Genomic DNA, 26,459 nt, shown 5'->3' with positions numbered 1-26,459 from the left:
CCCGGTCCGCCGTTTCGGCGGGCCGGGGCTCCGTCGTGTCCGGGGGCCGGCTCAGGTGGTGGGGGCGGGGCCGGAGGAGTCGCGGACGACGAGCCGGACGGGGAGGTCGGGAGCGGTCCAGGTGCTGCCTTCGAGGACGGCGAGGAGTGCGGTCATGCCCTGTTCGCCGACGCGTTCGGCGGGGAGGTGGACGGTGGTGAGCTCGGGTTCGACGGCGGTGGCGAGAGCGAGGTCGTCGAAGCCGGTGATGGAGAGGTCCTCGGGGATGCGCAGGCCCAGGCGACGGGCGGCCTTGCAGGCGCCGGCGGCCAGGATGTCGTCGTCGCAGACGATCGCGGTGGGGCGGTCCCGGGGGCTCGCCAGGGCGCTCTCCATGGCCGTACGGGCGCCGTCGACGGTGAGGGGGGACCGTACGGTGCGCAGCTCGGTGCCGGGACCCAGGAGGGCGCCGAGGGCTTCGGCGCGGGTGTCGAAGGTCCAGGAGTCCACGGCGGAGGCGAGGTGGAGGAAGCGGCGGTGGCCGAGGGCGAGGAGGTGCTCGGTGATCTGGCGCATTCCGTCGGCCATGGCGAGGTTGACGTGGGCGGCGGCGGTGCCGGCCGCGGGGTCGCTGTCGAGCATGACGAGGGGGAGGCTGTTGCCGCCGATGGCGTCGAGGGCGTCGGCGGCCATGGAGGAGGCGATGACCCCGTCGAGGGCGGCGCGGGCGGAGGCGAAGGGGTCACGGGCCGGGCCGGTGCCGTCGGGGGAGGGGTACAGGACGACGCCGAAGCCGTGTTCGGCGGCGACGCGGGCGGCTCCGGTGTAGACGCGGGCGAAGAACTCGTTGGTGAGGGCGGGGACGACGAGGAGCGCGGTGCGGGTGCTGCCGAGGCGCAGGTTGCGGGCGGCGAGGTTGGGGCGGTAGCCGAGGCGGGTGGCGGTTTCGCGGACGAGGGTGGCGGTGCGTTCGGACACGCGGCCGGGCCACTTGCCGGCGAGGACGAGGGAGACGGTGGCCTGTGAGACCCCGGCGGCGGTGGCCACGTCGCGGCTGGTGGGTCTCGTCACACGGTGCTCCTGAAGTGCAGGGTCGGGCGGTGTCGCCGGGTCCGTGGGGTGGACCCGCGGACTGCGGCCATGGTACGTATGACACGTCTAGTTATACGTATTACTTGGTACTCCCGGCTGGATCCGGGCAGAAGGGGGCGGACATGGCCGCGGGATACGCGGAGCTGCTGAGGACCCGGCACGCCGCGAGGCTGCTGGCGGGCACGCTCGTGGGCCGGCTGCCCAATGCCACCGGGCCGATCGCGATCGTGCTGTTCACGCGCGCCGAGGGCGGCAGCTACAGCCTGGCGGGGGCGCTGGCCGCCGCCTACGGGCTGGCGAACGCCGTGGGGCAGCCGCTGCTGGGCCGGGCCGTGGACCTGTTCGGGCAGCCGAGGGTCCAGCTGCCGGCCGCGGTGGTCTCGGCACTCGGCATGGTGTGGCTGGCGCTCGCGGGCACGGGGTCGGCTCTGGCGGCGTACGCCGCGGTGGTGGTCGCGGGGCTCTTCACGCCCCCCCTGGAGGGCGGGCTGCGGGCCCTGTGGCCGGGTGTGCTGGGCGGCCGTGAGGAGAAGGTGCACGCCGCGTACGCGATGGACGCGGTGGCCCAGGAAGTCATGTTCACGGTCGGTCCGCTGCTGGTGACGCTGTTCGTCGCGATGTGGTCCCCGGCCGGGGCGCTGCTGGCGCTGAACGCGATCGGCGTGCTGGGCGCGCTGTCCGTGGTGGTCAGTGAGCCGTCGCGGAAGTGGCGCTCGGCGCCGCGCGAGGCGCACTGGCTGGGTGCGCTGCGTTCGCGGGGGCTGCTGGCGCTGCTCGGCGCGTTCTTCTTCGTGGGTACGGCGCTGGGTTCGATCACGGTGGCCGGCGTGGCGTACGCGGACGAGCACGGCGGTCAGGCGGTGTACGGCTGGCTGATGGCGGCGCTGGGGCTGGGCGCGCTGATCGGTGGCGTCTTCTACGGTGCGCGGCAGTGGGCGGGTGCGCCGGAGCGGCGGCTGCGGCTGCTGGTGGGCCTGCTGGCGGTCTGCTATCTGCCGCTGATGCTGGTTCCGGGTCCGGTGTCCATGACCGGGCTGGCGGCGCTGTCGGGCGTGTTCCTGGCGCCGGCGCTGGCGTGCGCGTTCATCGTCGTGGACCGGCACGCTCCGGCGGGCACGGTGACGGAGGCGTTCTCCTGGCTGGTGACGTTCTTCGGGGTGGGTGCGGCGATCGGGACGGCGGCGGCGGGGCCGGCTGTGGAGCTGGGCGGTACCGCGGCGGGCTTCGGCGTGGCGAGCGTGGCGGGCTTCTCGGCGCTGCTGGTCCTGATGGTCACTCAGCGGGCGCTGGCAACCGGCGGCCGCAGCCGCGCGGTGGCGGCTTCGCCTGACGGTGCGTCGGAAAGCTCCCGTGACGTGCCGTCACAGGTCTCGCCGACGGGCTGAGCGGTGGTGCGCCGGATGGGCCGATCGGGCCGTGATCGGGGCGCTCATTCGGCCCGCTGACGGGAACTGATCGAAACGGCGCTCCCGAACCCGGTTTCAGAAGAGGGCAGAAGGCGTAATGTTCAGTCATGGACCGCCGCATTTTCGGGCTGGAGAACGAGTACGGCGTCACGTGCACGTTCAGGGGACAGCGCCGACTGTCTCCTGACGAAGTGGCGCGCTACCTCTTCCGCCGTGTTGTGTCATGGGGCCGCAGCAGCAATGTCTTCCTGCGGAACGGCGCCCGCCTGTACCTCGACGTGGGTTCGCATCCGGAATATGCAACTCCCGAATGCGACAACGTGACCGAGCTGGTCACACACGACAAAGCAGGCGAGCGCATTCTCGAAGGTCTGCTCGTCGACGCCGAACGCCGCCTGCACGAGGAGGGAATCGCGGGCGACGTCTATCTCTTCAAGAACAACACCGACTCGGCGGGCAACTCGTACGGCTGCCACGAGAACTACCTGGTGGCCCGGCACGGGGAATTCTCCCGCCTGGCGGACATTCTCATTCCGTTCCTTGTCACGCGGCAGCTGATCTGCGGCGCCGGCAAGGTGCTGCAGACGCCGCGGGGTGCGGTCTACTGCGTGAGCCAGCGGGCCGAGCACATCTGGGAGGGCGTCAGCTCTGCCACGACCCGCTCGCGGCCGATCATCAACACCCGGGACGAGCCGCACGCGGACGCCGAGCGCTACCGCAGGCTGCACGTCATCGTCGGTGACTCGAACATGTCCGAGACGACCATGCTGCTCAAGGTCGGGGCCACCGACCTGGTGCTGCGCATGATCGAGGCGGGCACGGTGATGCGGGACCTGACCCTGGAGAACCCGATCCGGGCGATCCGCGAGGTCAGCCACGACATCACGGGTCAGCGCAAGGTGCGCCTGGCGAGCGGCCGGGAGGCCTCCGCACTGGAGATCCAGCGGGAGTACTACGACAAGGCGGTGGACTTCGCCGAGCGCCGGGGCATTCGTACCGGCGTGGTGGACCAGGTGCTGGAGCTGTGGGGTCGCACGCTCGACGCGATCGACGCGGAGGACCTGGACCGGATCGGGACCGAGATCGACTGGGTCATGAAGTACCAGCTGATCGAGCGGTACCGGGCCAAGCACAACATGACCATGTCGAATCCGCGGGTGGCTCAGATAGACCTCGCGTATCACGACATCCACCGTCGGCGCGGTCTGTACTACCTGCTGGAGCGCAAGGGGCAGGCGGCACGGATCTGCAACGACCTCAAGATCTTCGAGGGCAAGTCGGTGCCCCCGCAGACGACGCGTGCGCGGCTGCGCGGCGACTTCATCCGCCGGGCGCAGGAGCAGCGGCGGGACTTCACGGTCGACTGGGTGCACCTGAAGCTCAATGATCAGGCGCAGCGGACGGTGCTGTGCAAGGACCCGTTCCGGTCGGTGGACGACCGGGTGGAGAAGCTGATCGCCGGCATGTAGGACCGCAGAGCGGCCGCAGAGTGGCCGCAGTGTGACATCGCACTCGTCACCAGGGCCCCGTACGTCTCTCGTACGGGGCCCTGCGCACGGCTTAGAGTGGCGAGCGACCGCTTTGCCGTCTGAGATCTGAGGAACCCGTGCGCCGACTTGCCGGCCTGCTTGTCGTACCCCTCCTGCTGCTGACGACCGCAGCGTGTGGCGACGACAGCGGCTCCGACTCCGCCCAGATGAAGAACGGGGCTCCCGCGATCACCAAGGGTGCCGCGTTCGGGGAGACGCCCACCCTGTCGAAGGGGAAGGGCACGCCGCCCAAGGAGCTGAAGGTGGTGACCATCAGCGAGGGCACCGGGCAGGTGCTGAAGAAGAACGACATCGCGCAGGTCAACTACCTCGGTCAGGTGTGGGACGGCAAGGAGCCGTTCGACCAGAGCTTCGGGCGGCCCGCGCCGTTCGACCTGACCATCGGCGCCGGCGCCGTCATCAAGGGCTGGGACCAGGGCCTCGAGGGTCAGAAGGTCGGCAGCCGCGTCGAGCTCGTGATCCCGCCGGAGCTCGGCTACGGCGCCCAGGGTTCGGGCGAGAAGATCAAGCCGAACGCCACGCTGGTCTTCGTCGTGGACATCGTCAAGGGCGCCACCGTCCCGGCCTCGGCCACGGGCAAGGAAGTCGCCCAGGAGAACAAGGACCTGCCCAAGGTCGGCACGAACGCGGACGGCAAGGAAGTCTCCGTGACCGTCCCGAAGGACACCGCCGAGCCGGCCAAGCTGGTCTCGAACTACGTCCTCGAGGGTGACGGCGCGGTCGTGAAGGACACCGACAGCGTCGTCGTCAAGTTCAACGGCAAGACCTGGAAGGACGACAAGTCCTTCGAGAGCACCTACACCAGTGACCAGACGGTCACCTGGCCGCTGGGTGAGCTTTCGGTCAAGGGTCTGAAGGAAGGCCTGATCGGCAAGAAGGTCGGCAGCCGCATCCTGCTGGTCATCCCGCCGGACATGGCCTTCGGCGACAAGGAGCAGGGCACCATCCCGGCGAAGTCGACGCTGGTCTTCAGCCTCGACATCCTCGCCGTGATGTAAGACTGTTCCGGTTGACCGTTTCGTACGTATGAGGAGAAGTTCCGTGAGTGACCTCCAGAAGCCCGAGATCGACTTCCCCGAGGGCGACGCCCCCAAGGACCTCGTGATCAAGGATGAATGGGTCGGTGAGGGCGCGGAGGCCAAGAAGGGCGACCTCGTCTCCGTGCACTACGTGGGCGTGGCCTTCTCCACCGGTGAGGAGTTCGACGCCTCCTGGAACCGCGGTTCCGCGCTGCAGTTCCAGCTCGGTGTCGGCCAGGTCATCGCCGGCTGGGACCAGGGCGTCCAGGGCATGAAGGTCGGCGGCCGCCGCAAGCTGGTCATCCCCGCCCACCTCGCCTACGGCGACCGTGGCGCGGGCGGCGCGATCGCCCCGGGCGAGACGCTGATCTTCGTCTGCGACCTGGTCAAGGTCGGCTGATCCGGACATCCGCGATCGGTGCAGGGGCCCCCGCCGTCCGGCGGGGGCCCCTCGCTTTTGCCCGGACGCGCCGGGGCGGTACGGTCAGCGGTCACGGGCTCGTCCATCCGGGCGTGCCCGTGTGACGGTCCGACGGATGTGCAGGCGGAGAAGGGCGGAAGGGCGTCGATGGCGATTGCCAAGGCCGAGCGGCTGATGAATCTGGCGCTGTGTCTGCTGGGGACCCGCCGGCCGCTCAGCAAGCGCGAGTTGCGCGGTTCCATCGAGGCCTACATGGAGGCCGGCAACGACGAGTCCTTCAACCGCATGTTCGAGCGGGACAAGGACGATCTGCGCGAACTCGGCCTCGTCATCGAGACGGTGGAGAACCTGGACGGCGAGACGGGCTACTTGGCCCGCCGCGACAGCAACCGGCTGCCTCCCGTCTCGCTGGACGCCGAGGAGGCCGCCGCCCTGGGGCTGGCGGCCAAGGTGTGGCAGCAGGCACGGCTGGCGGGGGCCGCCAGCGGGGCCCTGCAGAAGCTGCGCGCGGGCGGGATGCCCGAGGCGGAGGACCCGTACGAGGGTCAGCACAGCGCGATCGAGCCGCGCATCCCGGTCCACGAGGCGGCCTTCGAGCCGTTGATGCTGGCCTGCCGGGACCGTCGGCCGGTGGTCTTCGACTACCGCAAGTCCACCGCAGCCCGCCCCGAGGCCCGTCAGGTCGAGCCCTGGGCGCTGGAATGCTGGCGCGGCCACTGGTACCTGGCCGGCTACGACCGGGACCGCGGCGCGGAGCGGGTGTTCCGGCTCTCCCGGATCACCGGCAAGGTCCGTTCCCGGGCCGCGAAGTACACCGCCGAGGTGCCGGACGTGGTGACCGTACGGGAGACCGTGGCGAGCTGGGCCGGGGAGAGCGCGGACCGCAGCGCGCTGATCCGGCTGAGGGCCGGGGCGGGCTACCCGCTGCGGGCCAAGGCCACCGCGGTGCGCGAGGGCGGGAACGGCTGGGACGAGCTGGAGATCCCGTACGGGCACGGGCTGGACGCCTGGCTGGTGGAGTTCGGGCCCGACGTCGTCGTGGTCGGCCCCGCCGACCTGCGGGCGGACGTCGTGGACCGGCTGCGGGCCGTCGCCGGGGCCTGACGGCGTCCGTGGGCCCGGCGGCCGATCCGCGGCCGCACCGTTCGACAACAGCGACATCCACAGACGTGCCCTGAGGGGGAGACGTACCAGCATGGCTGCCAACGCCATCGACCAGACCCGCCGGATGCTGTCCCTGGTGACGTACCTGCGCGAGCGCCCCGGTGCGCACGTCGCGGACGTCGCGCGCGCCTTCGGGATCACCGAGGACGAGCTGATCTCGGACCTCGACGTGCTGCCCATGTGCGGGACGAGCTTCCGGGGCGGGGACCTGCTCGACATCGACACCGACGGGGAGCGCATCTGGTGGCGCAATCCCGATGCCTCGGGGGAGTCCACCGCGGAGCCGCTGCGCCTCGCCGCTGACGAGGCGACCGCGCTGCTGGTGGCCGCGCGCGCGGTGGCCACCCTGCCCGGGCTGCGCGAGAGCGACCGGGACGCCCTGCTGCGCGCCACGGCCAAGCTGGAGGCGGCCGCGGGCGAGGTGGCCGGGGCCAGCTCCCGGCTGTCGGTGACCTTCGAGTCCGAGGGCGGGGTCTTCGCGGACGTCGACCGGGCCATCGCGGAGCGCCGACGGCTGTGGGTGCGCTACTACTCCCCGGCGCGCGACGAGCTCACCGAGCGCAAGGTCGACCCGATCCGGCTCTTCGCCGTGGGCCACACGTACATGGAGGGCTGGTGCCACCTCTCCGAGGCCCGGCGCACCTTCCGCCTCGACCGGGTCGCTGAGATCCGGCTGCTGGACGAGCGGGCCGAGCCGCCCGCCATCGAGCCGCGCGACCTGTCCGAGGGCCTGGTCCAGCCGGCCGCCGAGGACCCGGAGGTCGTGGTCGAGGTGGGGCCGGGCGGGCGCTGGGTCGCCGAGTACTACCCGCACGACAGCGCGGAGGAGCTGACCGGGGGCGGCCTGCGGATCACGCTGCGCAGCCCGGACCCGGCCTCGTTGCGGAGGCTCGCGCTGCGGCTCGGGCGCGAGGGGCGGATCGTCGCCCCCGCAGAGCTGGCGGAGAGCGCGCGGAGCGCCGCTCGAGACGCACTCGCGGGGTACGGGGAACAGGTCTGAGGGGGAGCGCGGTCGATGTCGCCAACGTCCGGACCCGTCGCCTTCAAGGCATCTTGTCCCGATTGCCGGGCCCGTTTCGAGCTGGACTCGGGTGCCCTGCGGCTGGCCATCGGCGGCAGCCGGCGGGCCACCTTCTACTCCTTCACGTGTCCTGAATGTGGTGCCGCCGTACGCAAACCGGCCGGTGAGCGCATCGTGGAACTGCTGACCGGCGGTGGCGTGAGCACCCTGCGCAGCATCTGAACCGGCCGGTGGCCTAGGCTCGCCCCATGCTGTGGCCGATGTTCGCAATTGCCCTGGGCTTCCTCGGAGTGGCCGTGCTCGCCGTGCTGGCCGTGCGCGTGTACGGGGAGGTGCGCAGGCTGTCCGCGCAGGTGGCGCAGGCCAGCCGCCGGATCACGGACGCCTCGGCCGATCTCGAGCGGGCCGCCGTCGACCTCGCCCGGGCGGGACACGGCGTACATCCGTAACAATCGGGACCAATGCGTGTGACCGGGGCATTAAGAACCGGTCAGGACGCAAGGACGGGGACGCCCGGGGATTGCCGGGCGTTAACCCCCTGGGGTTACGATCCTCGGTAGAGACCGTCCTAGGCGCCCGTCCGGTGTGCTGTGATCCTCGGAGAAAAGGAAGATACCTATGTTCGGCAACCTCAGGGGTTGGGAAATCTTCGTCATTCTCGGGGTCATCATCCTGCTGTTCGGCGCCAAGAAGCTCCCCGACATGGCCCGCTCCCTCGGCAAGTCGGCCCGCATCCTCAAGAGCGAGGCCAAGGCCATGAAGAAGGACGGCGAGGGCGGCGAGGACGCCGCCACGACCGCTCCCGCCGCGGACCAGTCCGCGCAGCAGCCGGTCGCCCCGCGCACCATCCAGGCCGCGCCCGGTGACGTCAGCAGCTCGCGTCCGGTGAGCGAGCCGAACCGCACCACCCAGGGCTGACACCCGCCGTACACGCCAGTCATCTGCAACGAGACAAGGGACGTGGGTTGCTCAACTCTGCCCGCAAGCAGGAGAAGAAGGAACGACAGGCCAAGGACGCCGAAGGGCGTATGCCTCTCGTCGAGCACCTGCGTGAGCTGCGGAACCGCCTGCTGAAGTCGGTCATCGCGATCCTGGTGATCACGATCTTCGCCGCCTTCTTCTACCGGGACATCATCAACTTCCTGTTGAAGCCGATGCTCGACTCCGTCGGCTGCACCAACGGTGTGGTGACCCAGCGCAACGGCCGCCCCTGCGCCGACATGACCGTGAACGGCCTCATCTCGGCGTTCTCGATCGCCCTCAAGGTCTCGCTGATGGCCGGCGTGGTGCTCTCCGCGCCGGTGTGGCTCTACCAGCTGTGGGCATTCGCCGCGCCCGGGCTGCACAGCCACGAGAAGAAGTACGCGCGCAGCTTCGTCGCGGTCGGAGCGCCCCTCTTCATGGCGGGCGCGGTGCTCGCGTACAAGATCCTCCCGCAGACCGCGATGATCATGCTCGAGTTCACCCCCGACCACGCGCGCAACCTGCTGCCGGTCGACGACTACCTCGACCTGGTCACCCGCATGGTGATCGTGTTCGGCCTGGCCTTCGAGCTGCCGCTGCTGCTGATCCTCCTGAACTTCACCGGTGTGCTCACCGGCAAGCGGCTGGCGGGCTGGTGGCGGGGCATGGTCCTCGGCATCACGATCTTCGCCGCCTTCGCCACCCCCACCGGTGACCCGCCGACCATGCTCGCGCTGGCCCTGCCGATCGTGGCCCTGTACTTCGCGGCCCTCGGACTGTGTCTCCTCAACGACCGCAGGCGCCGGCGCAAGGACCCCGACGCGGGACTGAGCGACGACGAAGCCTCCGAGCTGGACCTCACCCCGGCGCCCATCGGGCAGCTGGACACGGTCCCGGCCCCCGCGGCCCTGCCCGAACAGGCCGACGGCGGACGCCAGCGGATCAACGGTTACGACGACGCCACCTGACAGGTGCCCTCCGGGGACCGGTGACGTACATTCCGCTGGATGAGCCCCGAGGTCACCCTTTTCGTCAATCCCACCGCCGGACGCGGCCGGGGTGCGCATGCCGCGCAGCCGGCCGCTTCGGCCGTCAGGGCAGCCGGTTTCTCCGTACGGACGGTCGTCGGCACCGACGCGCCCGACGCGCTGGCCCGCCTGACCGGCGCCGTCCGTGAGGGCACCGGCGCGGTGATCGCCGTGGGCGGCGACGGGATGGTCTCCCTGGCGCTCCAGGCCCTGGCGGGAACCCCGGTGCCGTTCGGTGTGGTCGCGGTGGGCACCGGCAATGACTTCGCGCGGGCCATGGGACTGCCCGTACGGGAGCCGGCCCGGGCCGGGCGGCTGGCCGCCGAGGCCCTCAAGGAGGGCCGGATCCGGGAGATCGATCTCGGCCGGGTGGGCGGCGCCGACTGCGAGCAGTGGTTCGGGACCGTGCTGTGCTCCGGCTTCGACTCGCGGGTCAACGACCGGGGCAACCGGATGCGGCTGCCGGCCGGCCGCTTCAAGTACGACCTGGCGATGATCGCGGAGCTGGCCGCCTTCCGGCCGTTCCCCTACCGGATCACCCTCGACGACGGCCCGGTGATCGAGACCGAGGCCACGCTGGTCGCCGTCGGCAACGGCTCCTCCTACGGCGGGGGTATGCGGATCTGCGCGGACGCCGTCCCCGACGACGGGCTCTTCGACATCACGGTGGTCGGCGACTGCAGCCGGGCCACCCTGCTCAAGGTGTTCCCGCAGGTCTACAGGGGCCGCCACCTCGGCCACCCGAAGGTGACCGTCCACCGGGCCAGGAAGATCACTCTGGAGGCGGCGGGCCTGAGCGCGTACGCGGACGGCGAGCCCCTGGGGCTGCTGCCGGTGACCGCCGAGTGCGTCCCCCGGGCCGTCCGGCTGCTCACTTAAATGATCGCGACTGTTGTCAGGGGTGGCGGGTAGGCTCGACAGCAAGATGACCGAAGAACTCTCACCCGCCGAGCGGTACGCCGCTGCCCGGATCCGCGCCGCCGAAGAGGCCTCTGCCCTGGCCCCCTTCCGCGAGATGTACGACTTCGACCTGGACCCGTATCAGGTCGAGGCATGCAAGGCGCTGGAGGCCGGCAAAGGCGTCCTCGTCGCCGCCCCGACCGGCTCGGGCAAGACCATCGTCGGCGAGTTCGCCGTGCACCTGGCCCTCCAGCAGGGCCGCAAGTGCTTCTACACGACGCCGATCAAGGCGCTGTCGAACCAGAAGTTCGCCGACCTCGTCAAGCGCTACGGCGCCGACAAAGTGGGCCTGCTGACGGGCGACAACAGCGTCAACTCCGATGCGCCGGTGGTCGTGATGACCACCGAGGTGCTCCGCAACATGCTGTACGCGGGCTCCCAGTCGCTGCGCGGTCTCGGCTACGTCGTGATGGACGAGGTCCACTACCTCTCCGACCGGTTCCGCGGGGCCGTCTGGGAGGAAGTGATCATCCACCTTCCCGAGTCGGTGACCCTGGTCTCCCTCTCGGCCACCGTGTCCAACGCCGAGGAGTTCGGCGACTGGCTGGACACCGTGCGCGGGGACACCGAGGTGATCGTCTCCGAGGAGCGGCCCGTACCGCTGTGGCAGCACGTCATGGCCGGCCGGCGGATCCACGACCTCTTCGAGGAGGAGTCCGACCACGGCGGCCGAGGCTCCGCGCGCCGCGAGGTCAACCCCGACCTGCTGCGCATGGCGCGCGAGGAGAACAGCCGGACCTACAGTCCCAAGGACCGGCGGCGCGGCAAGATGGTCCGCGAGGCGGACCGCGAGCGCGAGCGGCGCTCCCGCGGCCGGATCTGGACCCCGTCCCGCCCCGAGGTCATCGCCCGCCTCGACAACGACGGGCTGCTGCCCGCCATCAACTTCATCTTCAGCCGGGCCGGCTGCGAGGCCGCGGTCCAGCAGTGCCTGTTCGCGGGCCTGCGGCTCAACGACGAATCCGCGCGGCTCAAGGTCCGCGAGATCGTCGAGGCGCGCACCGCCTCCATCCCCACCGAGGACCTGCACGTCCTGGGGTACTACGAGTGGCTCGAAGGGCTGGAGCGGGGCATCGCCGCGCACCACGCGGGCATGCTGCCCACCTTCAAGGAGGTCGTGGAGGAACTCTTCGTACGCGGCCTGGTGAAGGCCGTGTTCGCCACGGAGACCCTCGCGCTGGGCATCAACATGCCCGCGCGCACGGTGATCCTGGAGAAGCTGGTCAAGTGGAACGGCGAGCAGCACGCCGACATCACCCCCGGCGAGTACACGCAGCTGACCGGCCGGGCCGGGAGGCGCGGCATCGACGTCGAGGGCCACGCGGTGGTGCTCTGGCAGCGCGGCATGGACCCGGCGGCTCTCGCCGGGCTCGCGGGTACCCGTACGTATCCGCTGCGCTCCAGCTTCAAGCCCTCCTACAACATGGCCGTGAACCTGGTCAGCCAGTTCGGGCGGCACCGCTCGCGCGAGCTGCTCGAGACCTCCTTCGCGCAGTTCCAGGCCGACCGCTCGGTCGTCGGGATCTCCCGGCAGGTGCAGCGCAACGAGGAGGGGCTGGAGGGCTACCAGGAGGGCATGACCTGCCACCTGGGGAACTTCGAGGAGTACGCGCAGCTGCGCCGCGACCTCAAGGACCGTGAGACGGACCTGGCCAAGCAGGGAGCGGCGCAGCGCCGCGTACAGGCGGCCAGTTCGCTGGAGAAGCTCAAGCCGGGCGACATCATCCACGTGCCGACGGGCAAGTTCGCCGGGCTCGCGCTGGTCCTGGACCCGGGCGTGCCGGCCGGGCGGGTCAACGGGCACCGCGGGTACGAGTACGCCGAGGGCCCGCGCCCGCTGGTGCTCACCGCCGAGCGGCAGGTCAAGCGGCTCGCCGCGATCGACTTCCCGGTCCCGGTCGAGGCACTCGACCGGATGCGGATCCCCAAGACCTTCAACGCGCGCTCGCCGCAGTCCCGTCGGGACCTCGCCTCCCAGCTGCGGACCAAGGCCGGGCACATCACGCCGGAGCGCCGGACCCGAGGCCGGGCCGCGGCCGCCGACGACCGCGAGATCGCCCGGCTGCGCAGCGAGCTGAGGGCGCACCCCTGCCACGGCTGCGACGAGCGCGAGGACCACGCCCGCTGGGCGGAGCGCTACCACCGGCTCAAGCGGGACACGCAGCAGCTGGAGCGGCGGATCGAGGGCCGGACGAACACCATCGCCCGCACCTTCGACCGGATCCACGCGCTGCTGACCGAGCTGGACTACCTGCGCGAGGACGAGGTCACCGTGCACGGCAAGCGGCTCGCCCGGCTGTACGGGGAGCTCGACCTGCTGGCCTCCGAATGCCTGCGGGCCGGGGTGTGGGAGGGCCTGAGCCCGGCCGAACTGGCCGCCTGCGTCTCGGCGCTGGTCTTCGAGGCGCGGCAGTCCGACGACGCGGTCGCGCCGAAGGTGCCGGGCGGTGCGGCCAAGGAGGCGCTGGGCGAGATGGTCCGCATCTGGGGCCGGCTCGACGCCCTGGAGGAGGAGCACCGCATCAACCAGGCGGAGGGCGTCGGCCAGCGCGAGCCGGATCTCGGCTTCGCGTGGGCGGCGTACCAGTGGGCCTCGGACAAGAGCCTGGACGAGGTGCTGCGCGAGGCGGAGATGCCGGCCGGTGACTTCGTGCGCTGGTGCAAGCAGGTCATCGACGTGCTCGGGCAGGTCGCGGCGGCTGCTCCGGCGGCCTCCGGTGACAGCGGGAGCACGGTGGCGCGCAATGCCCGCAAGGCCGTGGACGCACTGCTTCGGGGTGTAGTGGCCTACAGCTCGGTCGGCTAGGCGGACTTGGATCTTCCTCCAGGAGCGGGGTCGGCCCGATCTCATCTCTTGCCATGATCGAATCGGCGTGCGCTGTGCGACGATCGATGTCATGAGTGGGGGAACGGACGAAGGTCCGAGACGGGTCGGTCGGCCACGTGCCGACCGGCTGAGACCGGAGAGCGGCCGGCCGCCGCGCGAAGAACTCCTTTGCGCGGCGGCCGAGTTGTTCACGCTTCAGGGATATGCGGCGACCACCACGCGGGCGGTCGCCGAGCGGGCCGGGATGCGCCAGGCCACGATGTACCACTACTTCGGCGGCAAGGAGGAACTCCTCGCCGAACTGCTGGAGTCCACGGTGGCGCCCTCGCTGGTGCTGGCCCGGCAGCTGCTCGCCGACCGCGGGCGGCCCGCCGAGCGGCGGCTGTGGGAGCTGTGCCGCTCCGACGTACTGCTGCTGTGCGGGGGGCCGTACAACCTGGGGGCGCTCTATCTGCTGCCCGAAGTGGGAGGCTCGCGCTTCACGCTGTTCCGCCGGATGCGCGGGGAACTCAAGCACGCCTACCGGGTGTTGCTCGCCGCAACCCGCGTCGGCGCCGAACTGGCCGGGGACGGGGCGGGGCTGACGCTCCGGGGCGACCTGGTCTTCGGGCTCATCGAGGGCGTCATGCTGATCCACCGCACGGATCCGGCGCGGCCGGTGACGGCCTTCGCGGAGGCCACCGCCGACGCGGCGCTGCGGATCGCGGGCGTCGGCCCGGCCGGGGACTAACGGGCGGATCCGGCCTCCCAGCCCGGCCGGTCGTCCCAGGCCTGGAGGGTGCGGCGGCTCTCGAAGCGGTGTGCGGCTCCGGTGACCGGGTCGGTGAACGCCAGGACCCGGGCCAGGAGTTGCAGGGGCCGGCGGTAGTCGTCCGGGGCCGGATCGGTGACCTGCGGATACACGGGGTCGCCGAGGATGGGCAGGCCCAGGCCGTTCATGTGGACCCGCAACTGGTGGGTGCGGCCGGTGTGCGGGGTCAGCCGGTAGCGGCCCAGGCCTCCCCGTTCCTCGACCAGTTCGACCCGGCTCTCGGCATTGGGCTCGCCGCCGGGCACCTCGACCGCCGCGATGACCCCGCGGGCCTTCTCGATCCGGCTGCGGACCGTGCGCGGCAGGGTGAGGGCGGTCTCCGGGTCGTGGGGCGCGAGCGCCTCGTACTCCTTGTGCACCTCGCGCCGCTGGAAGAGGAGCTGGTAGGCGCCGCGGTCCTCGGGCCGGACGCTGAACATCACCAGTCCCGCCGTCAGCCGGTCCAGCCGGTGCGCCGGGCTGAGCTCCGGCAGCTCCAGCTCCGCGCGGAGCCGGGCCAGGGCGGTCTCGGTGATGTGGCTGCCGCGAGGGGTCGTCGCCAGGAAGTGCGGCTTGTCCACGACCAGCAGGTGCGCGTCCCGATGGACGACGGACAGCGGGAAGGGCACCCGCGGCTCCGGCTCCATGTCCCGGTGGAACCACAGGTAGGCGCCCGGCTCGTACGGGTCCTGCGCGTTCAGGACCCGCCCGTCGGGGCCTATCACCCGGCCCGCGGCCAGCAGGTGCGCCATCGACCCGGCGCCGCGGGTGCCGGCGTAGCGCGCGGCGAGGTAGTCGCCGAGATCGGGCCAGGCACCCTCGGGGTCGGGCGGCAGCCGCAGCCGGACCGGGTCGATCCCGGCGCGCTGGGGGAGGGGCGAGGGGGGTGGCTGGGCTCGGCGTCTCATCGGGGGACAGGCTATGCGGCTACTGCCGGGTGAACGTGCCCAGGTGCTCGGTGTCGAGGTACTCGATGCGCAGGGTGCCGTCGGCGAAGATCACCCCGGTGCGGCCGACCGCGTTCTCGCCCGCGGTCACGAAGCTGAAGGTGTCGCCGTCGTAGTGGGTGAGCGGGAAGCGCAGGGGCTTCGGGCCGAGGGCGAGGGTGAGCGCGCCGTTGTCGTCGGCGGTCACGGTGGCCTTGCCGTAGTAGGGGTTGTCGTAGGTCCCGGTGTACGCGGCGCTGTCCCGGGCCGGCCGCGCGTCGGCGGGCGGCTTCGCGTAGTCGGTCGTCGAGGCGCCCTGGGGTGCGAGCGCCGCGGCGTAGGCGGAGGCGGCCAGCGCGAGCCAGTCGGTGGTGACCTTGCCGTGCTCGGCGAAGTCGAAGAAGTCCAGGGCCACGGCGTCGGGGAGGCCGACGGGGGCGCCATTGGTCAGGACGACGATGCCGAGCTGCTCCAGGGGGAGCATGGTGACGTTGGTGTTGGCGCCGAGCTCGAAGGCGCCGGAGTGGCTCAGGCGTACGCGGCCGGCGCCGTCGTAGCTGACGTTCCAGCCGAGGCCGTAGAAGCTGGTGGTGCCGACGGCGTTGGTCGGCTGCGTCACGATCTCGGGCACGTGGGTCCGGGCGAGGGTGTCGGCGGGGACGATCCGCTTCCCGTCGAGGGTGCCGCCGGCCAGCTGCAGGCGCAGCCAGCGGGCCATGTCGGTGGCGGTGGAGCTGACGCCGCCGGCCGGGGCCTGGGCGTCCGGGTCGCGGACGAAGCGGGGGCTCCAGGTGCCGTCCGGGTTCTTCACGTGGGTGGCGGCGTGGTCGGGGGAGTCGGCGAAGGCGGAGAACTCGGTGCTCGTACGGGTCATGCCGGCGGGCTTGAAGAGGGTGTCGGCGGCGAGCTTCTGCCAGCTGGTGCCCTTGGCGCGGGCCACGGCCTCGGCGGCCGCGGTGAAGCCGAAGTTGGTGTAGGCGTAGCTCGCCCGGAACGGGCCGAGGGGCTCCATGCGCAGGTGGTCGAGGATGTACGACTGGTCGTAGCCGAGGTCTTCGAGGAGGTCGCCCGCGTGGTCGGGGAGGCCGCTGCGGTGGGAGAACAGGTCGGCGGTGGTGACGTGGTCGGTGACCCAGGGGTCCTTCAGGGAGAAGCCGGGCAGGGCGGTGCGGTCGTCCCACTTCTGGGGGTCGGTGAGGGTACCGGCCACGACCGTGGAGGACACGGGCTTGGACAGCGAGGCGATCTGGAAGACGGTGTCGGGGCCGACCTCGGCGCTCTCGCCGGTCCTGCGCAGCCCGTAGCCCTTCATGTGGACGACCTCGTCGTCGTGGACGACGGCCACGGAGACGCCGGGGACGCCGGTGCGGCGCATCATGTCCTCGACGGTGCGGTCGAGGCGGGCGACGGCCTTGTCGACGGCGGCGTCCGTGATCTGCGGCTTCGGGGCGGGGGGCGGGGTGGGTGCGGCGGTGGCGGTGGCGGTGGCGGTGGCCGCGGCCGTCTGCATCGCCGCGGCCGCGGTGAGCAGCACCGCGGCCCCTGCTGCCCCGAGCATCGGGAGCGTACGCATGGGGCCATTGTCCTGCCGGGGGGCGCGGAGCGCGCGGCGCCGTTGCCGGGGGCGCCGCCCCCGGACCCCCGCGCCTCAAACGCCGGCGGGGCTGAGGGTGCGCCTCAAACGCCGGCGGGGCTGAGGGTGCCGACGGGGTTGGAAGGGTGCCGGAGGGGCTGGGCGAGGCGTGGGCGGGGGTGGGGCGAAACCTTTAGGCTGCCGCGCGGTGTTCCTGTTCGGCTTCGACCGAGGCGTTCCAGTCGCGCTTGATCGCGCGCCAGCCCTCGTCCGTCTCGCCCAGGCGCCAGTAGCCCGAGATCGACAGGCGCTCGCGCGGGACGCCGCGCTCCATGCGCAGGTGGCGGCGGAGCTCCTTGACGAAGCCGGCCTCGCCGTGGACGAAGGCGTGGACGTCCGAGGAGGGGAACTCCAGGGAGGTGACGGCCTCCACCAGGGCCTCACCGACCGGGCGGTCGCCGCGGTGCAGCCAGATCGGGACGATGCCGTCCGGGGTGGCGATCTTCAGCTCGTCGTCCGGGCCGTCGATCTCCACGAGGGCGTGGACCCGCGCGCCCGCCGGCATCCGCTCCATCGCGGCGGCGATCGCCGGCAGGGCGCACTCGTCGCCGACCAGCAGGTGCCAGCCGGCCGTCGGCTCCGGGGCGTAGGCGCCGCCCGGGCCGAGGAAGCGTACGAGCTCACCGGGCTGGACCCGCGCCGCCCAGGGGCCGGCGAGGCCCTCGTCGCCGTGGACGACGAAGTCGAGGGTCAGCTCCAGGTGCGTGGGGTCCCAGCTCCGTACCGTGTACGCGCGCTGGCGGGGCCACTGCGCCCGCGGAAAATCGGCGCGGATCTGTTCAAGGTCCCACGGAGCGGGGTAGGTCACGCCGCCCGGCGCGAACAGCAGCTTGACGTAATGGTCGGTGTAGTCGCCCACGCCGAAATCCCGGAGGCCTTCACCACCCAGTACGAGCCGCACCATGTGCGGCGAAAGCCGTTCGGTGCGTACGACGACGGCGGTGCCGACAGTGCGGGCGCGTCCTTCTGCCACGGTGACTCCCCTGACTCCATGAAACTTAGCCTTACCTAAGTTATCACCTCATGGGCGCAGCACGCTGCTCAGCCGAGCGACTGCGCCACCCAGACCCCACCGATGGGCTAGCGCATCCACCAGTTCGGGCTGCGCAGGGGCCGCGGGAAGGGCCGGATCGAAGGCCGGCAGCGGGACGTCCGAAGCCACCTGGACCACCTTGGGGGCCACCGCCAGATACGGCCGGGACTCGTCCAGCCGCTTGCGCTGGGTGGGGGTCAGTTTCGACTTCGGGTCGTTCACCGCCGCGATGATCCCGGCCAGGCTGCCGTAGGCGTCGAGGAGTTTGGCGGCCGTCTTCTCGCCGATGCCGGGGACGCCCGGCAGGCCGTCGCTCGGGTCTCCGCGCAGCAGTGCCAGGTCGGCGTAACCGGGGCCGTCCACCCCGTACTTCTCGCGGAGCCACTCCTCGTCCGTCACCTGCAGGGTGCCCACGCCCTTGAGGGGGTACAGGACCCTCCGCTGCCGGGCGTCGTCCACCAGCTGGTAGAGGTCGCGGTCGCCCGTGACGATGTCCACCGGGCCTCGAGCGCGTGCCGTTAGGGTGCCGATCACGTCGTCCGCCTCGTACCCGGCGACGCCCACCCGGGCGATGCCGAAGGCGTCCAGCGCCGCCTCGATGATCGGGACCTGGGGGGCGAGGGTGTCCGGGGTCTCCTCGACGTCGGGGCCGGTCTCGGTCTCCACGGCGACCCGGTGGGCCTTGTAGGAGGGGATCAGCTCCACCCGCCAGTGCGGCCGCCAGTCGGCGTCCATGCACGCCACCAGATCGTCCGGCCGGTGGTCCTGGACGAGCCGGCCGATGAAGTCGAGCAGGCCGCGCACGGCGTTGACCGGGGTGCCGTCGGGGGCCTTCACCGAGTCCGGCACACCGAAGTACGCGCGGTAGTAGAGGGAGGCGGTGTCCAGGAGCATCAGGCGTCGTGTCGTCACGGGGTCGATGATGCCGCAACCCGCCCCGGGGATGTTCCGGCCGCCGGGACACCCCGCTCCGCGACGGACGGTGAGCGCATGTGTACGGGAAGGGCCGTGCACGCGAAACGGGGGGCGGTTGCTGCGTAAGGTGCTTACAGCACACCGATGTGCGACAGACATGGGGAGGGCAGCCCCGACATGAACGACAGGGACGGCACCGACGGCACCGATGGCACGGACGGACTGAGCGGCAAGCTGAACGACAAGGACGACAAGGGCAGGGACAAGGACGGCAAGGAGCCGCTGCGGGTGGGCGTGGCCGTCCGCAAGCGGCGTCGCGCGCTCCACCTCACGCTGGCCGCCGTCTCGGCGCGCAGTGGCTTGTCGGTGCCCTTTCTGAGCCAGATAGAGAACGAGCGGGCCCGGCCCAGCATGCGGTCCCTGGAGCGGGTCGCGGACGCGCTGGAGACCACCGCCGTCGAGCTGCTGGCCGCCTCCGACACCGCGCGCACGGTGGACCTCGTACGGGCCGGTGACGACGCCGCGCTCACCCCGCTCGCGGGCGTACGGCCCCTCGTGCGCGGGCACCATCAGCTGCACGCGATGGAGTTCACCGGGGACCAGGACGCCGGACGCGAGTACCAGCACCGCAACGACGAACTGATGTACGTCGTCGAGGGTGCCTGTCAGGTCGAGGCGGAGGGGCGGGCGTACCGGCTGGAGAGCGGGGACGCGCTGTTCCTGTCGGGAGGCGTGCGCCACCGCTGGCGGGCGGTCACCGAGGACACCCGGATCCTGGTCGTCGCGGTGGGCGAGCACATCCACGCCACCTCCGAGCCCCCGTCGCCGGGACATTGAGCGGCGTGCGGCGGGTCGTATCGCTGGTGCCGTCGCTGACCGAGGCGGTCGCCGTGACCGCTCCGGGGCTGCTGACCGGGGTCACGGACTGGTGCACGCACCCCGCGGACCTCGGGGCGGCGGTGCGGATCGGGGGGACGAAGAACCCCGACGTGCCGCGGATCGTGGAGCTCCGGCCGGACCTGGTCATCGCCAACGAGGAGGAGAACCGGGCCCCCGACCTGGCGGCGCTGCGCGCTGCCGGCATCCAGGTGCTGGTCACCGAGGTCCGGGACCTGCCGCAGGCGCTGCGGGAGCTGGACAGGGTGCTGGTGGGAGCGCTGGGTCTGGCCCGGCCGGGGTGGCTGACGGACGCGGAGGCCGCATGGGCCCGCCTGGAGCCGGGCAAGGCGCGCACCGCCTTCGTACCGGTGTGGCGGCGGCCGTGGATGGTGCTGGGCCGGGACACCTTCGCGGGGGACCTGCTCGCGCGGCTGGGGGTCCGCAACGTGTACGCCGGGCACCCGGAGCGGTATCCCCGGGTGCCGGTGGAGGAACTGGCGGCCGCCGGCTGCGATCTCGTGGTGCTCCCGGACGAGCCGTACCGCTTCTCGGCCGAGGACGGGCCGGAAGCCTTCCCGGGCCTGCCGGCCGCCCTGGTCGACGGCCGGCACCTGACCTGGTACGGCCCCTCGCTGGCCGAGGCTCCGGCGGTACTGGCGCAGGCCCTGCGCGCGGCGCGCTGAGGGATGCCGCCCGCGGTGTCCTCCGGGATGCTCCCGGCCGGTCAGGACGCCGCGGCGGGCCGGTAGGCTCCCCGGAATCGAGCAGGTCGTCGGAGGAGCTCCGTGTCCAAGCTGCCTACTCATGGCTATGCCATGCATCCTCCGCCGGAGCCTTCGACGCCTGAGCCCTCGACGCCGGAGCCCTCGGCCCCCAGCCGGTTCGGTGCGAGGCAGAAGACGATCCTGGGCTGTGGCGGGATGCTGGCGATCGCCTTCGTGCTGGCCTTGATCGCCGCAGCGTGCTCGCCGGGATCCGGGGCGGAGCCGGTGCCGGCCCCGACGGTCACCGTCACGGTCACGGTCACCGCGCAGGCGGCGCCGCCCCCCAGCCCCACCCCGTCGGCCGCGCTCATGCCGCAGGCCGTCGGCGTCAGCTACGCGGACGCGGCCCATCGGATCGAGGCTGCCGGTGGTGGCGCCCCCCAGCTCACGAGCGCGTACACGGATGTGGACCTGCCTGCCGACCCTGCCGCTTGGCTGGTGTGCTTCCAGAGCCCGGACGAGGGCGTCGCCGTCAAGGCCGGTGAGACGCGTGTGGTGGTGGCGGCGCCGGACGTGAAGTGCCCGGAGAAGGAGGGGACCCGGCTGCGCCCGGAGCCCGCTCCGGCCGCACCCCCCGCTCCCACGCCGGAGGCGAAGCCGAAACCCGAGCCCAGGCGTACGGAGGACGGTGGGGGCGGCAGCGGAGGCAGCGGTACGAGCGGCGGCGGGGGCGCCGGCGGCGTCCAGTTCGGCCGTTCCTGCTCGCCGGTCGGGGCGAGCGCCACCACCGTGGACGGCCGCCCGGCGAAGTGCTTCATGGGCAAGGACGGGCACGCCCGCTGGGGATACCGGAGCTAGGAGCTGGTGCTGTCGCCGCGGACAGGAATGCCCTGGCCGGCCAGGAGGCGGCCCGAGAGCAGGCCGCGGAGGGTGTGGGCGGTGGCCAGGAGCCAGGCGGTCAGCAGGGCCAGGAAGAGGACGGCGGCGAGCCAGGCGAAGGCGGTCAGGCCGGTGTGGCGGGCCAGGCCGGCGGCGCCGGTGACGCAGGTGCCGACGGGAAAGGTCAGGGCCCACCAGGTCATCGCGAAGCCCATGCCACCCCGGGCAGCCCGGACCAGCATGGCCACGGCCAGCGCCAGCCACAGCAGGGCGAAGCCCATCACGGGGACCCCGTAGACGACCGCGAAGGCACCCAGCGCGTCCGCGTAGGCGCCGTCGATCGACTGGGGGGCGACATCGGCGAGCTGGTTGACGGCGGTGGTGGACTGGCCGAGGGGGCCGAGGACCAGGAACAGGGTGGGGGTCAGGACCAGCGGCAGCGGGCCGCCCACGAGCAGCCGCCCGAAGATCAGGGGGAGCATCAGCAGGGTGGCGAGCAGACTGATGCCGAACATGGCGTAGCAGGCGAGCAGCAGGGCCTCGCGCGGCTGGCCGGCGGGCAGGTGGGGTATCAGCAGCGGCCCCGTGGCGGCGGAGACCATCGGGGAGACCAGGGGGAGCAGCCAGACGGGAGTGGCCTGCCCGGGCTCGACCTTGTGCCGTACGACCATCAGGTAGGGCACGGCCACGGCCATGACCAGGCCGATCGCGGTACCGGCGGTGAAGAGCACGGCGTCCACGGCGACGGCGGCGCCGGTCCCGATGAGGTCCTTGCCGACGATGAGGGTGCCGCCGCCGACGGCCAGCAGCGCCATCGAGAGGCAGCCGTAGAAGGGGGCGACGGCCGGGTCCAGGAGGTGGGCGCGGGCCTGGTCGCGGTGGTGGAGCCAGTGCCCGGCGCGGGCCGTGAGCAGGGCGGCGAGGACGACGGCGGACAGCGCCCAGACGAGCTGGCAGGCCACGCGCTGGCCGGGGAGCTGGTACGGGAGGGTCGCACCGGCGTTGGCGACGATCGCCGTGCCCATGACGGAGGCGTACCAGTTGGGGCCGAGGTGTCGCAGCGCGGGGGCCTTGTGGGCCCGGAGCGCGCGGGAGGTCCGGGCGGGGGATAGCACGAGGGTGGTGGCCATGGATCCAGCCTCGCGGCGGGGCGGACGGGGCGGCAGAGGCCATCTTCCTATGAGGCCATAAACTGATGTTATGGGTAACGACGAGTGGGTTCCGCTGGCACACCGGGTACCGGACCTGGGCGCGCTGGAGCTGCTGCTCGCGGTCGCGCGGGTCGGCAGCCTGAGCGGCGCGGCCCGTCGCCTCGGCATCACCCAGCCCGCGGCGAGCAGCCGGATCCGGGCGATGGAGACCCGGCTCGGCGTGGCCCTGGTGGACCGATCCCCGCGGGGGTCGACGCTGACGGCCGAGGGTGCGCTCGTCACGGACTGGGCCCGGCGGGTGGTGGAGGCGGCGGAAGCCTTTGACGCGGGCGCGCAGGCGCTGCGGGGCCGACGGGACTCGCGGCTGCGGGTGGCCGCCAGCATGACCATCGCGGAGTACCTGCTGCCGGGCTGGCTGATCGCCCTGCGCGGCCAGCGCCCGGACACGGCAGTGTCCCTGCACGCCGGGAACTCGGCGGTGGTCGCCGAGCGGGTGCTCACGCACGAGGCCGACCTCGGCTTCGTCGAGGGGCTCACCGTGCCCGAGGGGCTGGACTCTGTGGTGATCGCCCAGGACCGGCTGGTGGTGGCGGTGGCCCCGGGCCATTCGTGGGCACGGCGGACGCGGGGGGTGGAAGCGGCGGAACTGGCCTCGACCCCGCTGATCCTGCGCGAGCGCGGATCCGGGACGCGGCAGGTCCTCGACGCCGCACTGGCCTCGGCCGGCGGGCTGGCCGCGCCGCTGCTGGAACTGGCGTCGACCACGGCGGTGAAGGCGGCGGCGCTGGGCGGTGCCGGGCCGTGCGTGCTGTCGGAGCTGGCCGTGGTGGACGAACTGGCGGCGCGCCGGCTGGTGGAGGTACCGGTGACGGGAGCGGAGCTCGGTCGGGCCCTCCGGGCGGTCTGGCCCGCGGGCGCCCGCCCGGCGGGCCCGGCCCGTGACCTGCTGTCCCTGACCCGAGGTGGCCAGGGCGTGCCCGCGAAGTAGCGCCGGGCGCCGCGAGCCCGCCCTGATCGACAGGACCTAGGACAGCGGGCGGACCGTGAGGATCTGTTCCGCGTGGCCGACCGGGCCGTCGATGTCGTGCAGGACGCTGCTGGTGAGTCCCTGACCCGACGGGCCGAAGGTGACGGTGGTGTCCAGGCCGGTCCACGGGCCGCTGGGCGGACGGTGCAGGTGGACGGTCAGGTCGAGGTTCGGGAACATCCACGCGGTGGGGTCCTGCTGGACCGCGATGCCGTTCGCCGTGTCCACGAGCGCCATGTACGAGGCGAGGGCACTGACCGGCTCGCCCGCGACCAGGGTGAGGGGTGAGGACACCCAGGCCGCGGTCGTCCGGCCGCGGCGGGACGGGGGTGTCCGGCGTACCTCGATGGAGGAGACGTAGCCGCCGCTCCACTCCTCGTCCATCGCCCAGACGTCGAGTTCCTCCGGGGCGGGCAGCCGCGTGTGGGGGCTGTCGGCCACGGAGGAGGAGTCCAGGGTGGCCAGCAGCCAGGCGCGGGCGCGGACCACGGTACGGCCGCCGATGACCACGCTCGCTTCGAGGAGCTCGATGGTGCGGCCCGGCCGAAGGGTCTCGACGGTGATCCCGCACTCGTCGAGGGCGATGCGGCCGAGGATGTCGTAGCTGATCCGCGCGAGCGCCAACGGTTCGGGCCGCCGGGCCAGGTGGCGATCGATCGCGTGCACCACGAGGCCGGCGAGCGGGCTGAAGTGCTGCTCGTCGGCGTTCCACGCACCCCCCGCGTGGGCAGTTGGCTTGAAGCCGTGCTCGCCCGTCCGTTCGTAGTAGCTCTCGGGTGCGGCGGCGCCGGTGGTCACGGGATCCGTCTCCTCGGAAGGGGGACAACGCGCGGGGAACGGGTGTATCGATCACGCATCGTAGGAGGTGCCGTTCCGTCCGTCACTGTGATCTGCCGGACGCTCGGGCGGAGGTCGTGCGTCCGTTCGGGGGAGGAGGGATCGATTCGGCGCGGTGCGGAGGGTGACCCCGGGCGGGGCCGCGGGAAAGGTGACTCCCGCACGCGTCCCCCATGAGGAGAAACCCTGATGCGTCTTCGCCATGCCGCGGTCGCCGCTTTCGGCGCCTTCACGCTCCTGCTGACCGTCCCGACCTCGGCCTCGGCGGCCACGGGAGAGTTCCAGTACACGGTCACGGGCCTCGACGGCCGCCCCCTGCCGGTGATCCTGGAAGACCCCGAGAGCCGGGAGTGCATCACGTTGCCCGAGGTCGCCGACCCCGCTGCCAGTTCCCCGGCGCACTCGCCGCGCAACAGGACCACCTCCACGGCGACGGTCTTCACCGAACCCGGCTGCGAAGGGGACTTCTTCACGCTGCGGCCGATCACGGGCCACGGCTCGGCCCGTCTGCACCTGCGGTCGGTCGTCTTCAGCTGAGCCCTACGGGGACGTCGCCGGGCCAACGCCACAGGCCCGGCCGGCGTCAACCCGGGGCTTGGGACCGGGCCTGCAGGCGCTTCGTCAGGAGCGAGCCCACCACGATCAGCGCGACGCCCAGCCACCACATGTTGTCGAAGATCAGGACGGCGATGCCGATCGGTACGAGCAGGCCCGCCAGCGGCACCAGGAAACCCGCCCACCGCGTGGGCTCGGCAGGCAGGCCGGAGGCTTCGCGGACCGCCCGGGCGTGGGCGACGTCCGGGTACCAGACGGTGAACTTCACGGCGGCGACGATCGCCAGGATCTGGATGATCCAGCCGGTCCAGATGTTGTTCGGGTTGTGCAGCACCAGATCGCCGTACGCTCCCGCGGCGGCGGCCACCAGGAAGGCGATGCCCCAGGCCCCGGTGATCATGTAATTGGTGTGCAGGAAGCCGCGCGTGTGCCAGAGGGACGGATCGACCTGTTCGCGGGCGTACTGGATCGTGAACGGCATCCGGATCGCCATCGAGCCGAAGGCGATCACCGCCAGCGCGATGTTGGCCACCTCGCCCGCGTACGTCTCCAGCCAGCGCAGGGTTCCGTCGTCGACGAGGGCTCCGATGACGGCCATCGACGCGAAGAAGACCACGTCGGCCAGTTCCAGCAGCTTCCAGGAGCTGCCGCGGTTGACCAGGTGGCCCACTGCGATCAGGGCGACCGCCGTGGCGAGGGCCAGTCCGACGGCCAGTTCGAACCGTCCGGGGCCGACCAGCAGCGAGAAGATGATCCACGGCGCCATGCCCACGACCGGGTTATCCAGGAAACCGGCCACCGGCCCCTTCGCCGTGCGGTGCGCGTCGGTGCTCACCCATCCAGCGTGCGCGCCCGGCTGTCGATGGGCCATTTGTGGCAGCCGCGCCCGGCGCGGGGCTCGGGCGGGGCGGGGGTGCGGGGCCGCGCGGCCGCGGCGCCGGGGAAGGCGCCGGGGCCGCGCGACCGGCGGTCCGTCAGCCCACCGGTACCGCGGTACGCACCGAGGCCGCTTCGACGAGGGCGGACATCACCCGCGTGTCCGTGTCCCGCTCCGGGTGCCACTGGACACCCAGCACCCACCGCTCCGCATCCGGCAGTTCGATCGCCTCCACCGTGCCGTCGACCGCGTGGGCCGAGACGACCAGGCCGCGGCCCAGCCGGTCGACCGCCTGGTGGTGGTAGGTCGGGACCTGAGCCTCCTCGGGGACCAGGTCCGCGTACCGGGTGCCCGCGACCGGCCGGACCGGGTGCCAGGATGTGGCGCCCGGGGTCTCGAAGTGACCGTCGATGTGCTGGATCAGCGTGCCGCCCAGGGCGACGTTCAGCGCCTGCATGCCCCGGCAGATGCCGAGCACGGGCATGTCCGCGTCCAGCGCCGCGGCGATCAGCGCCAGCTCCCAGTGGTCGCGGACCGTGGCGGGGGCGCCCGTACGGGAGTCGCGCGCGGCTCCGTAGTGCACCGGGTCCAGGTCCGGACCGCCCGCGACGACCAGGCCGTCCACCCGGCTCAGCACCTCCGCCGCCGACCCGGGTTCGTCCGGCGGGAGCAGCACGGCCGCGCCGCCCGCCGCCTGGACGAGTTCGTAGTACCCGGTCGGTACGAGGGATGTCGGGAGGTCCCACACGCCGTAGCGGGTGGAATCCTCGACGTAGGTGGTGATGCCGATGAGCGGCCTGGGCACGTTCGTTACCTCCAGCAG

Annotated in this window: 27 protein-coding genes; 18 read left to right on the top strand and 9 right to left on the bottom strand. The window is 72.1% G+C overall.

Translation table 11 applies throughout. The features are described 5' to 3' along the window. Positions 1–51: 51 nt before the first annotated feature. Positions 52–1,050 carry a LacI family DNA-binding transcriptional regulator gene (locus tag OG753_RS11255; RefSeq protein WP_327261676.1) on the bottom strand — a complete coding sequence of 333 codons (999 nt, stop codon included), beginning with the start codon at positions 1,048–1,050 and terminating at the stop codon, positions 52–54. A gap of 143 nt (positions 1,051–1,193) precedes the next feature. Here OG753_RS11255 and OG753_RS11250 point away from each other — a divergent pair, with 143 nt between their 5' ends. The 13 genes from OG753_RS11250 (at position 1,194) to OG753_RS11190 (ending at position 14,160) form a co-directional block, all read left to right on the top strand. Next, on the top strand, positions 1,194–2,456 hold the full coding sequence (locus OG753_RS11250; protein ID WP_405788309.1) for an MFS transporter: 1,263 nt from the start codon (positions 1,194–1,196) through the stop codon (positions 2,454–2,456). A 128-nt stretch (positions 2,457–2,584) separates the two neighbouring features. Continuing rightward, positions 2,585–3,946 (top strand): Pup--protein ligase, encoded by a 1,362-nt coding sequence (gene pafA, locus OG753_RS11245; RefSeq protein WP_030016332.1) that lies wholly within the window; start codon positions 2,585–2,587, stop codon positions 3,944–3,946. Positions 3,947–4,083: 137 nt separating this feature from the next. Then, positions 4,084–5,025: an FKBP-type peptidyl-prolyl cis-trans isomerase gene (locus OG753_RS11240; protein ID WP_327261674.1), complete on the top strand. Its 942-nt coding sequence runs from the start codon at positions 4,084–4,086 to the stop codon at positions 5,023–5,025. 28 nt (positions 5,026–5,053) lie between these two features. After that, entirely contained in the window at positions 5,054–5,446 is a 393-nt protein-coding gene (locus tag OG753_RS11235; RefSeq protein WP_327261673.1) for an FKBP-type peptidyl-prolyl cis-trans isomerase, read from the top strand. 168 nt (positions 5,447–5,614) lie between these two features. Beyond that, on the top strand, positions 5,615–6,571 hold the full coding sequence (locus OG753_RS11230) for a WYL domain-containing protein (protein ID WP_327261672.1): 957 nt from the start codon (positions 5,615–5,617) through the stop codon (positions 6,569–6,571). 91 nt (positions 6,572–6,662) lie between these two features. Further along, the gene (locus OG753_RS11225) at positions 6,663–7,631 is read left to right on the top strand and encodes a WYL domain-containing protein (protein WP_327261671.1); all 969 of its coding nucleotides are present in this window, start codon (positions 6,663–6,665) and stop codon (positions 7,629–7,631) included. A 15-nt stretch (positions 7,632–7,646) separates the two neighbouring features. After that, positions 7,647–7,874, top strand: a complete 228-nt coding sequence (locus tag OG753_RS11220) for a hypothetical protein (protein WP_405788307.1) — start codon at positions 7,647–7,649, stop codon at positions 7,872–7,874. A gap of 26 nt (positions 7,875–7,900) precedes the next feature. Beyond that, entirely contained in the window at positions 7,901–8,101 is a 201-nt protein-coding gene (locus OG753_RS11215; protein WP_327261669.1) for a hypothetical protein, read from the top strand. A gap of 169 nt (positions 8,102–8,270) precedes the next feature. Continuing rightward, on the top strand, positions 8,271–8,570 hold the full coding sequence (gene tatA / locus OG753_RS11210) for a Sec-independent protein translocase subunit TatA (protein WP_327261668.1): 300 nt from the start codon (positions 8,271–8,273) through the stop codon (positions 8,568–8,570). A 47-nt stretch (positions 8,571–8,617) separates the two neighbouring features. Continuing rightward, positions 8,618–9,583, top strand: coding sequence for a twin-arginine translocase subunit TatC (tatC, locus tag OG753_RS11205; RefSeq protein WP_327261667.1), 966 nt, complete (start codon positions 8,618–8,620; stop codon positions 9,581–9,583). A gap of 39 nt (positions 9,584–9,622) precedes the next feature. Then, positions 9,623–10,522, top strand: a complete 900-nt coding sequence (locus OG753_RS11200) for a diacylglycerol kinase (RefSeq protein WP_327261666.1) — start codon at positions 9,623–9,625, stop codon at positions 10,520–10,522. A gap of 46 nt (positions 10,523–10,568) precedes the next feature. Further along, the gene (locus tag OG753_RS11195; RefSeq protein WP_405788305.1) at positions 10,569–13,409 is read left to right on the top strand and encodes a DEAD/DEAH box helicase; all 2,841 of its coding nucleotides are present in this window, start codon (positions 10,569–10,571) and stop codon (positions 13,407–13,409) included. Between the two features lie 91 nt (positions 13,410–13,500). Next, positions 13,501–14,160, top strand: a complete 660-nt coding sequence (locus OG753_RS11190) for a helix-turn-helix domain-containing protein (RefSeq protein ID WP_327261664.1) — start codon at positions 13,501–13,503, stop codon at positions 14,158–14,160. Here the strand turns inward: OG753_RS11190 and OG753_RS11185 are convergent. The 4 genes from OG753_RS11185 to OG753_RS11170 form a co-directional block, all read right to left on the bottom strand. Continuing rightward, positions 14,157–15,128 carry an RluA family pseudouridine synthase gene (locus OG753_RS11185; protein ID WP_327261663.1) on the bottom strand — a complete coding sequence of 324 codons (972 nt, stop codon included), beginning with the start codon at positions 15,126–15,128 and terminating at the stop codon, positions 14,157–14,159. The two genes, OG753_RS11190 and OG753_RS11185, sit on opposite strands and share 4 nt — an antisense overlap. Before the next feature lie 19 nt (positions 15,129–15,147). Next, positions 15,148–16,719, bottom strand: a complete 1,572-nt coding sequence (locus tag OG753_RS11180) for a serine hydrolase (RefSeq protein ID WP_405788302.1) — start codon at positions 16,717–16,719, stop codon at positions 15,148–15,150. 193 nt (positions 16,720–16,912) lie between these two features. Continuing rightward, complete coding sequence (locus OG753_RS11175) at positions 16,913–17,752, bottom strand: siderophore-interacting protein (RefSeq protein WP_405788300.1); 840 nt, start codon at positions 17,750–17,752, stop codon at positions 16,913–16,915. Positions 17,753–17,800: 48 nt separating this feature from the next. Continuing rightward, positions 17,801–18,706 carry a 5'-3' exonuclease H3TH domain-containing protein gene (locus OG753_RS11170; RefSeq protein WP_405792603.1) on the bottom strand — a complete coding sequence of 302 codons (906 nt, stop codon included), beginning with the start codon at positions 18,704–18,706 and terminating at the stop codon, positions 17,801–17,803. Between the two features lie 309 nt (positions 18,707–19,015). On the opposite strand from OG753_RS11170, the gene OG753_RS11165 reads away from it, so the two are divergent. The 3 genes from OG753_RS11165 (at position 19,016) to OG753_RS11155 (ending at position 21,168) form a co-directional block, all read left to right on the top strand. After that, a complete protein-coding gene (locus tag OG753_RS11165) occupies positions 19,016–19,564 on the top strand; it encodes an XRE family transcriptional regulator (protein ID WP_327266697.1) in 549 nt (182 codons plus the stop codon). A 5-nt stretch (positions 19,565–19,569) separates the two neighbouring features. Then, a complete protein-coding gene (locus OG753_RS11160; RefSeq protein ID WP_405788298.1) occupies positions 19,570–20,289 on the top strand; it encodes a helical backbone metal receptor in 720 nt (239 codons plus the stop codon). Between the two features lie 237 nt (positions 20,290–20,526). Then, positions 20,527–21,168, top strand: coding sequence for a hypothetical protein (locus OG753_RS11155; protein ID WP_405788296.1), 642 nt, complete (start codon positions 20,527–20,529; stop codon positions 21,166–21,168). Here the strand turns inward: OG753_RS11155 and OG753_RS11150 are convergent. Beyond that, a complete protein-coding gene (locus OG753_RS11150; protein WP_405788295.1) occupies positions 21,165–22,319 on the bottom strand; it encodes a TDT family transporter in 1,155 nt (384 codons plus the stop codon). The two genes, OG753_RS11155 and OG753_RS11150, sit on opposite strands and share 4 nt — an antisense overlap. Before the next feature lie 70 nt (positions 22,320–22,389). Here OG753_RS11150 and OG753_RS11145 point away from each other — a divergent pair, with 70 nt between their 5' ends. Further along, positions 22,390–23,328, top strand: a complete 939-nt coding sequence (locus OG753_RS11145; protein WP_327261657.1) for a LysR family transcriptional regulator — start codon at positions 22,390–22,392, stop codon at positions 23,326–23,328. A gap of 36 nt (positions 23,329–23,364) precedes the next feature. Here OG753_RS11145 and OG753_RS11140 read toward each other — a convergent pair whose 3' ends face one another. Continuing rightward, positions 23,365–24,165, bottom strand: coding sequence for a thioesterase family protein (locus OG753_RS11140; RefSeq protein WP_405788293.1), 801 nt, complete (start codon positions 24,163–24,165; stop codon positions 23,365–23,367). A 228-nt stretch (positions 24,166–24,393) separates the two neighbouring features. Here OG753_RS11140 and OG753_RS11135 point away from each other — a divergent pair, with 228 nt between their 5' ends. Continuing rightward, on the top strand, positions 24,394–24,741 hold the full coding sequence (locus tag OG753_RS11135) for a hypothetical protein (protein ID WP_327261655.1): 348 nt from the start codon (positions 24,394–24,396) through the stop codon (positions 24,739–24,741). Positions 24,742–24,787: 46 nt separating this feature from the next. On the opposite strand, the gene OG753_RS11130 is transcribed toward OG753_RS11135, so the two are convergent. Together OG753_RS11130 and OG753_RS11125 are read right to left on the bottom strand one after the other, a co-directional pair. Next, on the bottom strand, positions 24,788–25,594 hold the full coding sequence (locus OG753_RS11130; RefSeq protein WP_405788292.1) for a hypothetical protein: 807 nt from the start codon (positions 25,592–25,594) through the stop codon (positions 24,788–24,790). A 139-nt stretch (positions 25,595–25,733) separates the two neighbouring features. Continuing rightward, the gene (locus OG753_RS11125) at positions 25,734–26,441 is read right to left on the bottom strand and encodes a gamma-glutamyl-gamma-aminobutyrate hydrolase family protein (protein ID WP_327261653.1); all 708 of its coding nucleotides are present in this window, start codon (positions 26,439–26,441) and stop codon (positions 25,734–25,736) included. Positions 26,442–26,459 lie beyond the last annotated feature (18 nt).

Source organism: Streptomyces sp. NBC_00029, assembly GCF_045160505.1.
Taxonomy (GTDB): domain Bacteria; phylum Actinomycetota; class Actinomycetes; order Streptomycetales; family Streptomycetaceae; genus Streptomyces.
Note: the sequence above shows the minus strand (reverse complement) of the source record. Positions and strands in the feature narration are given on the sequence as shown.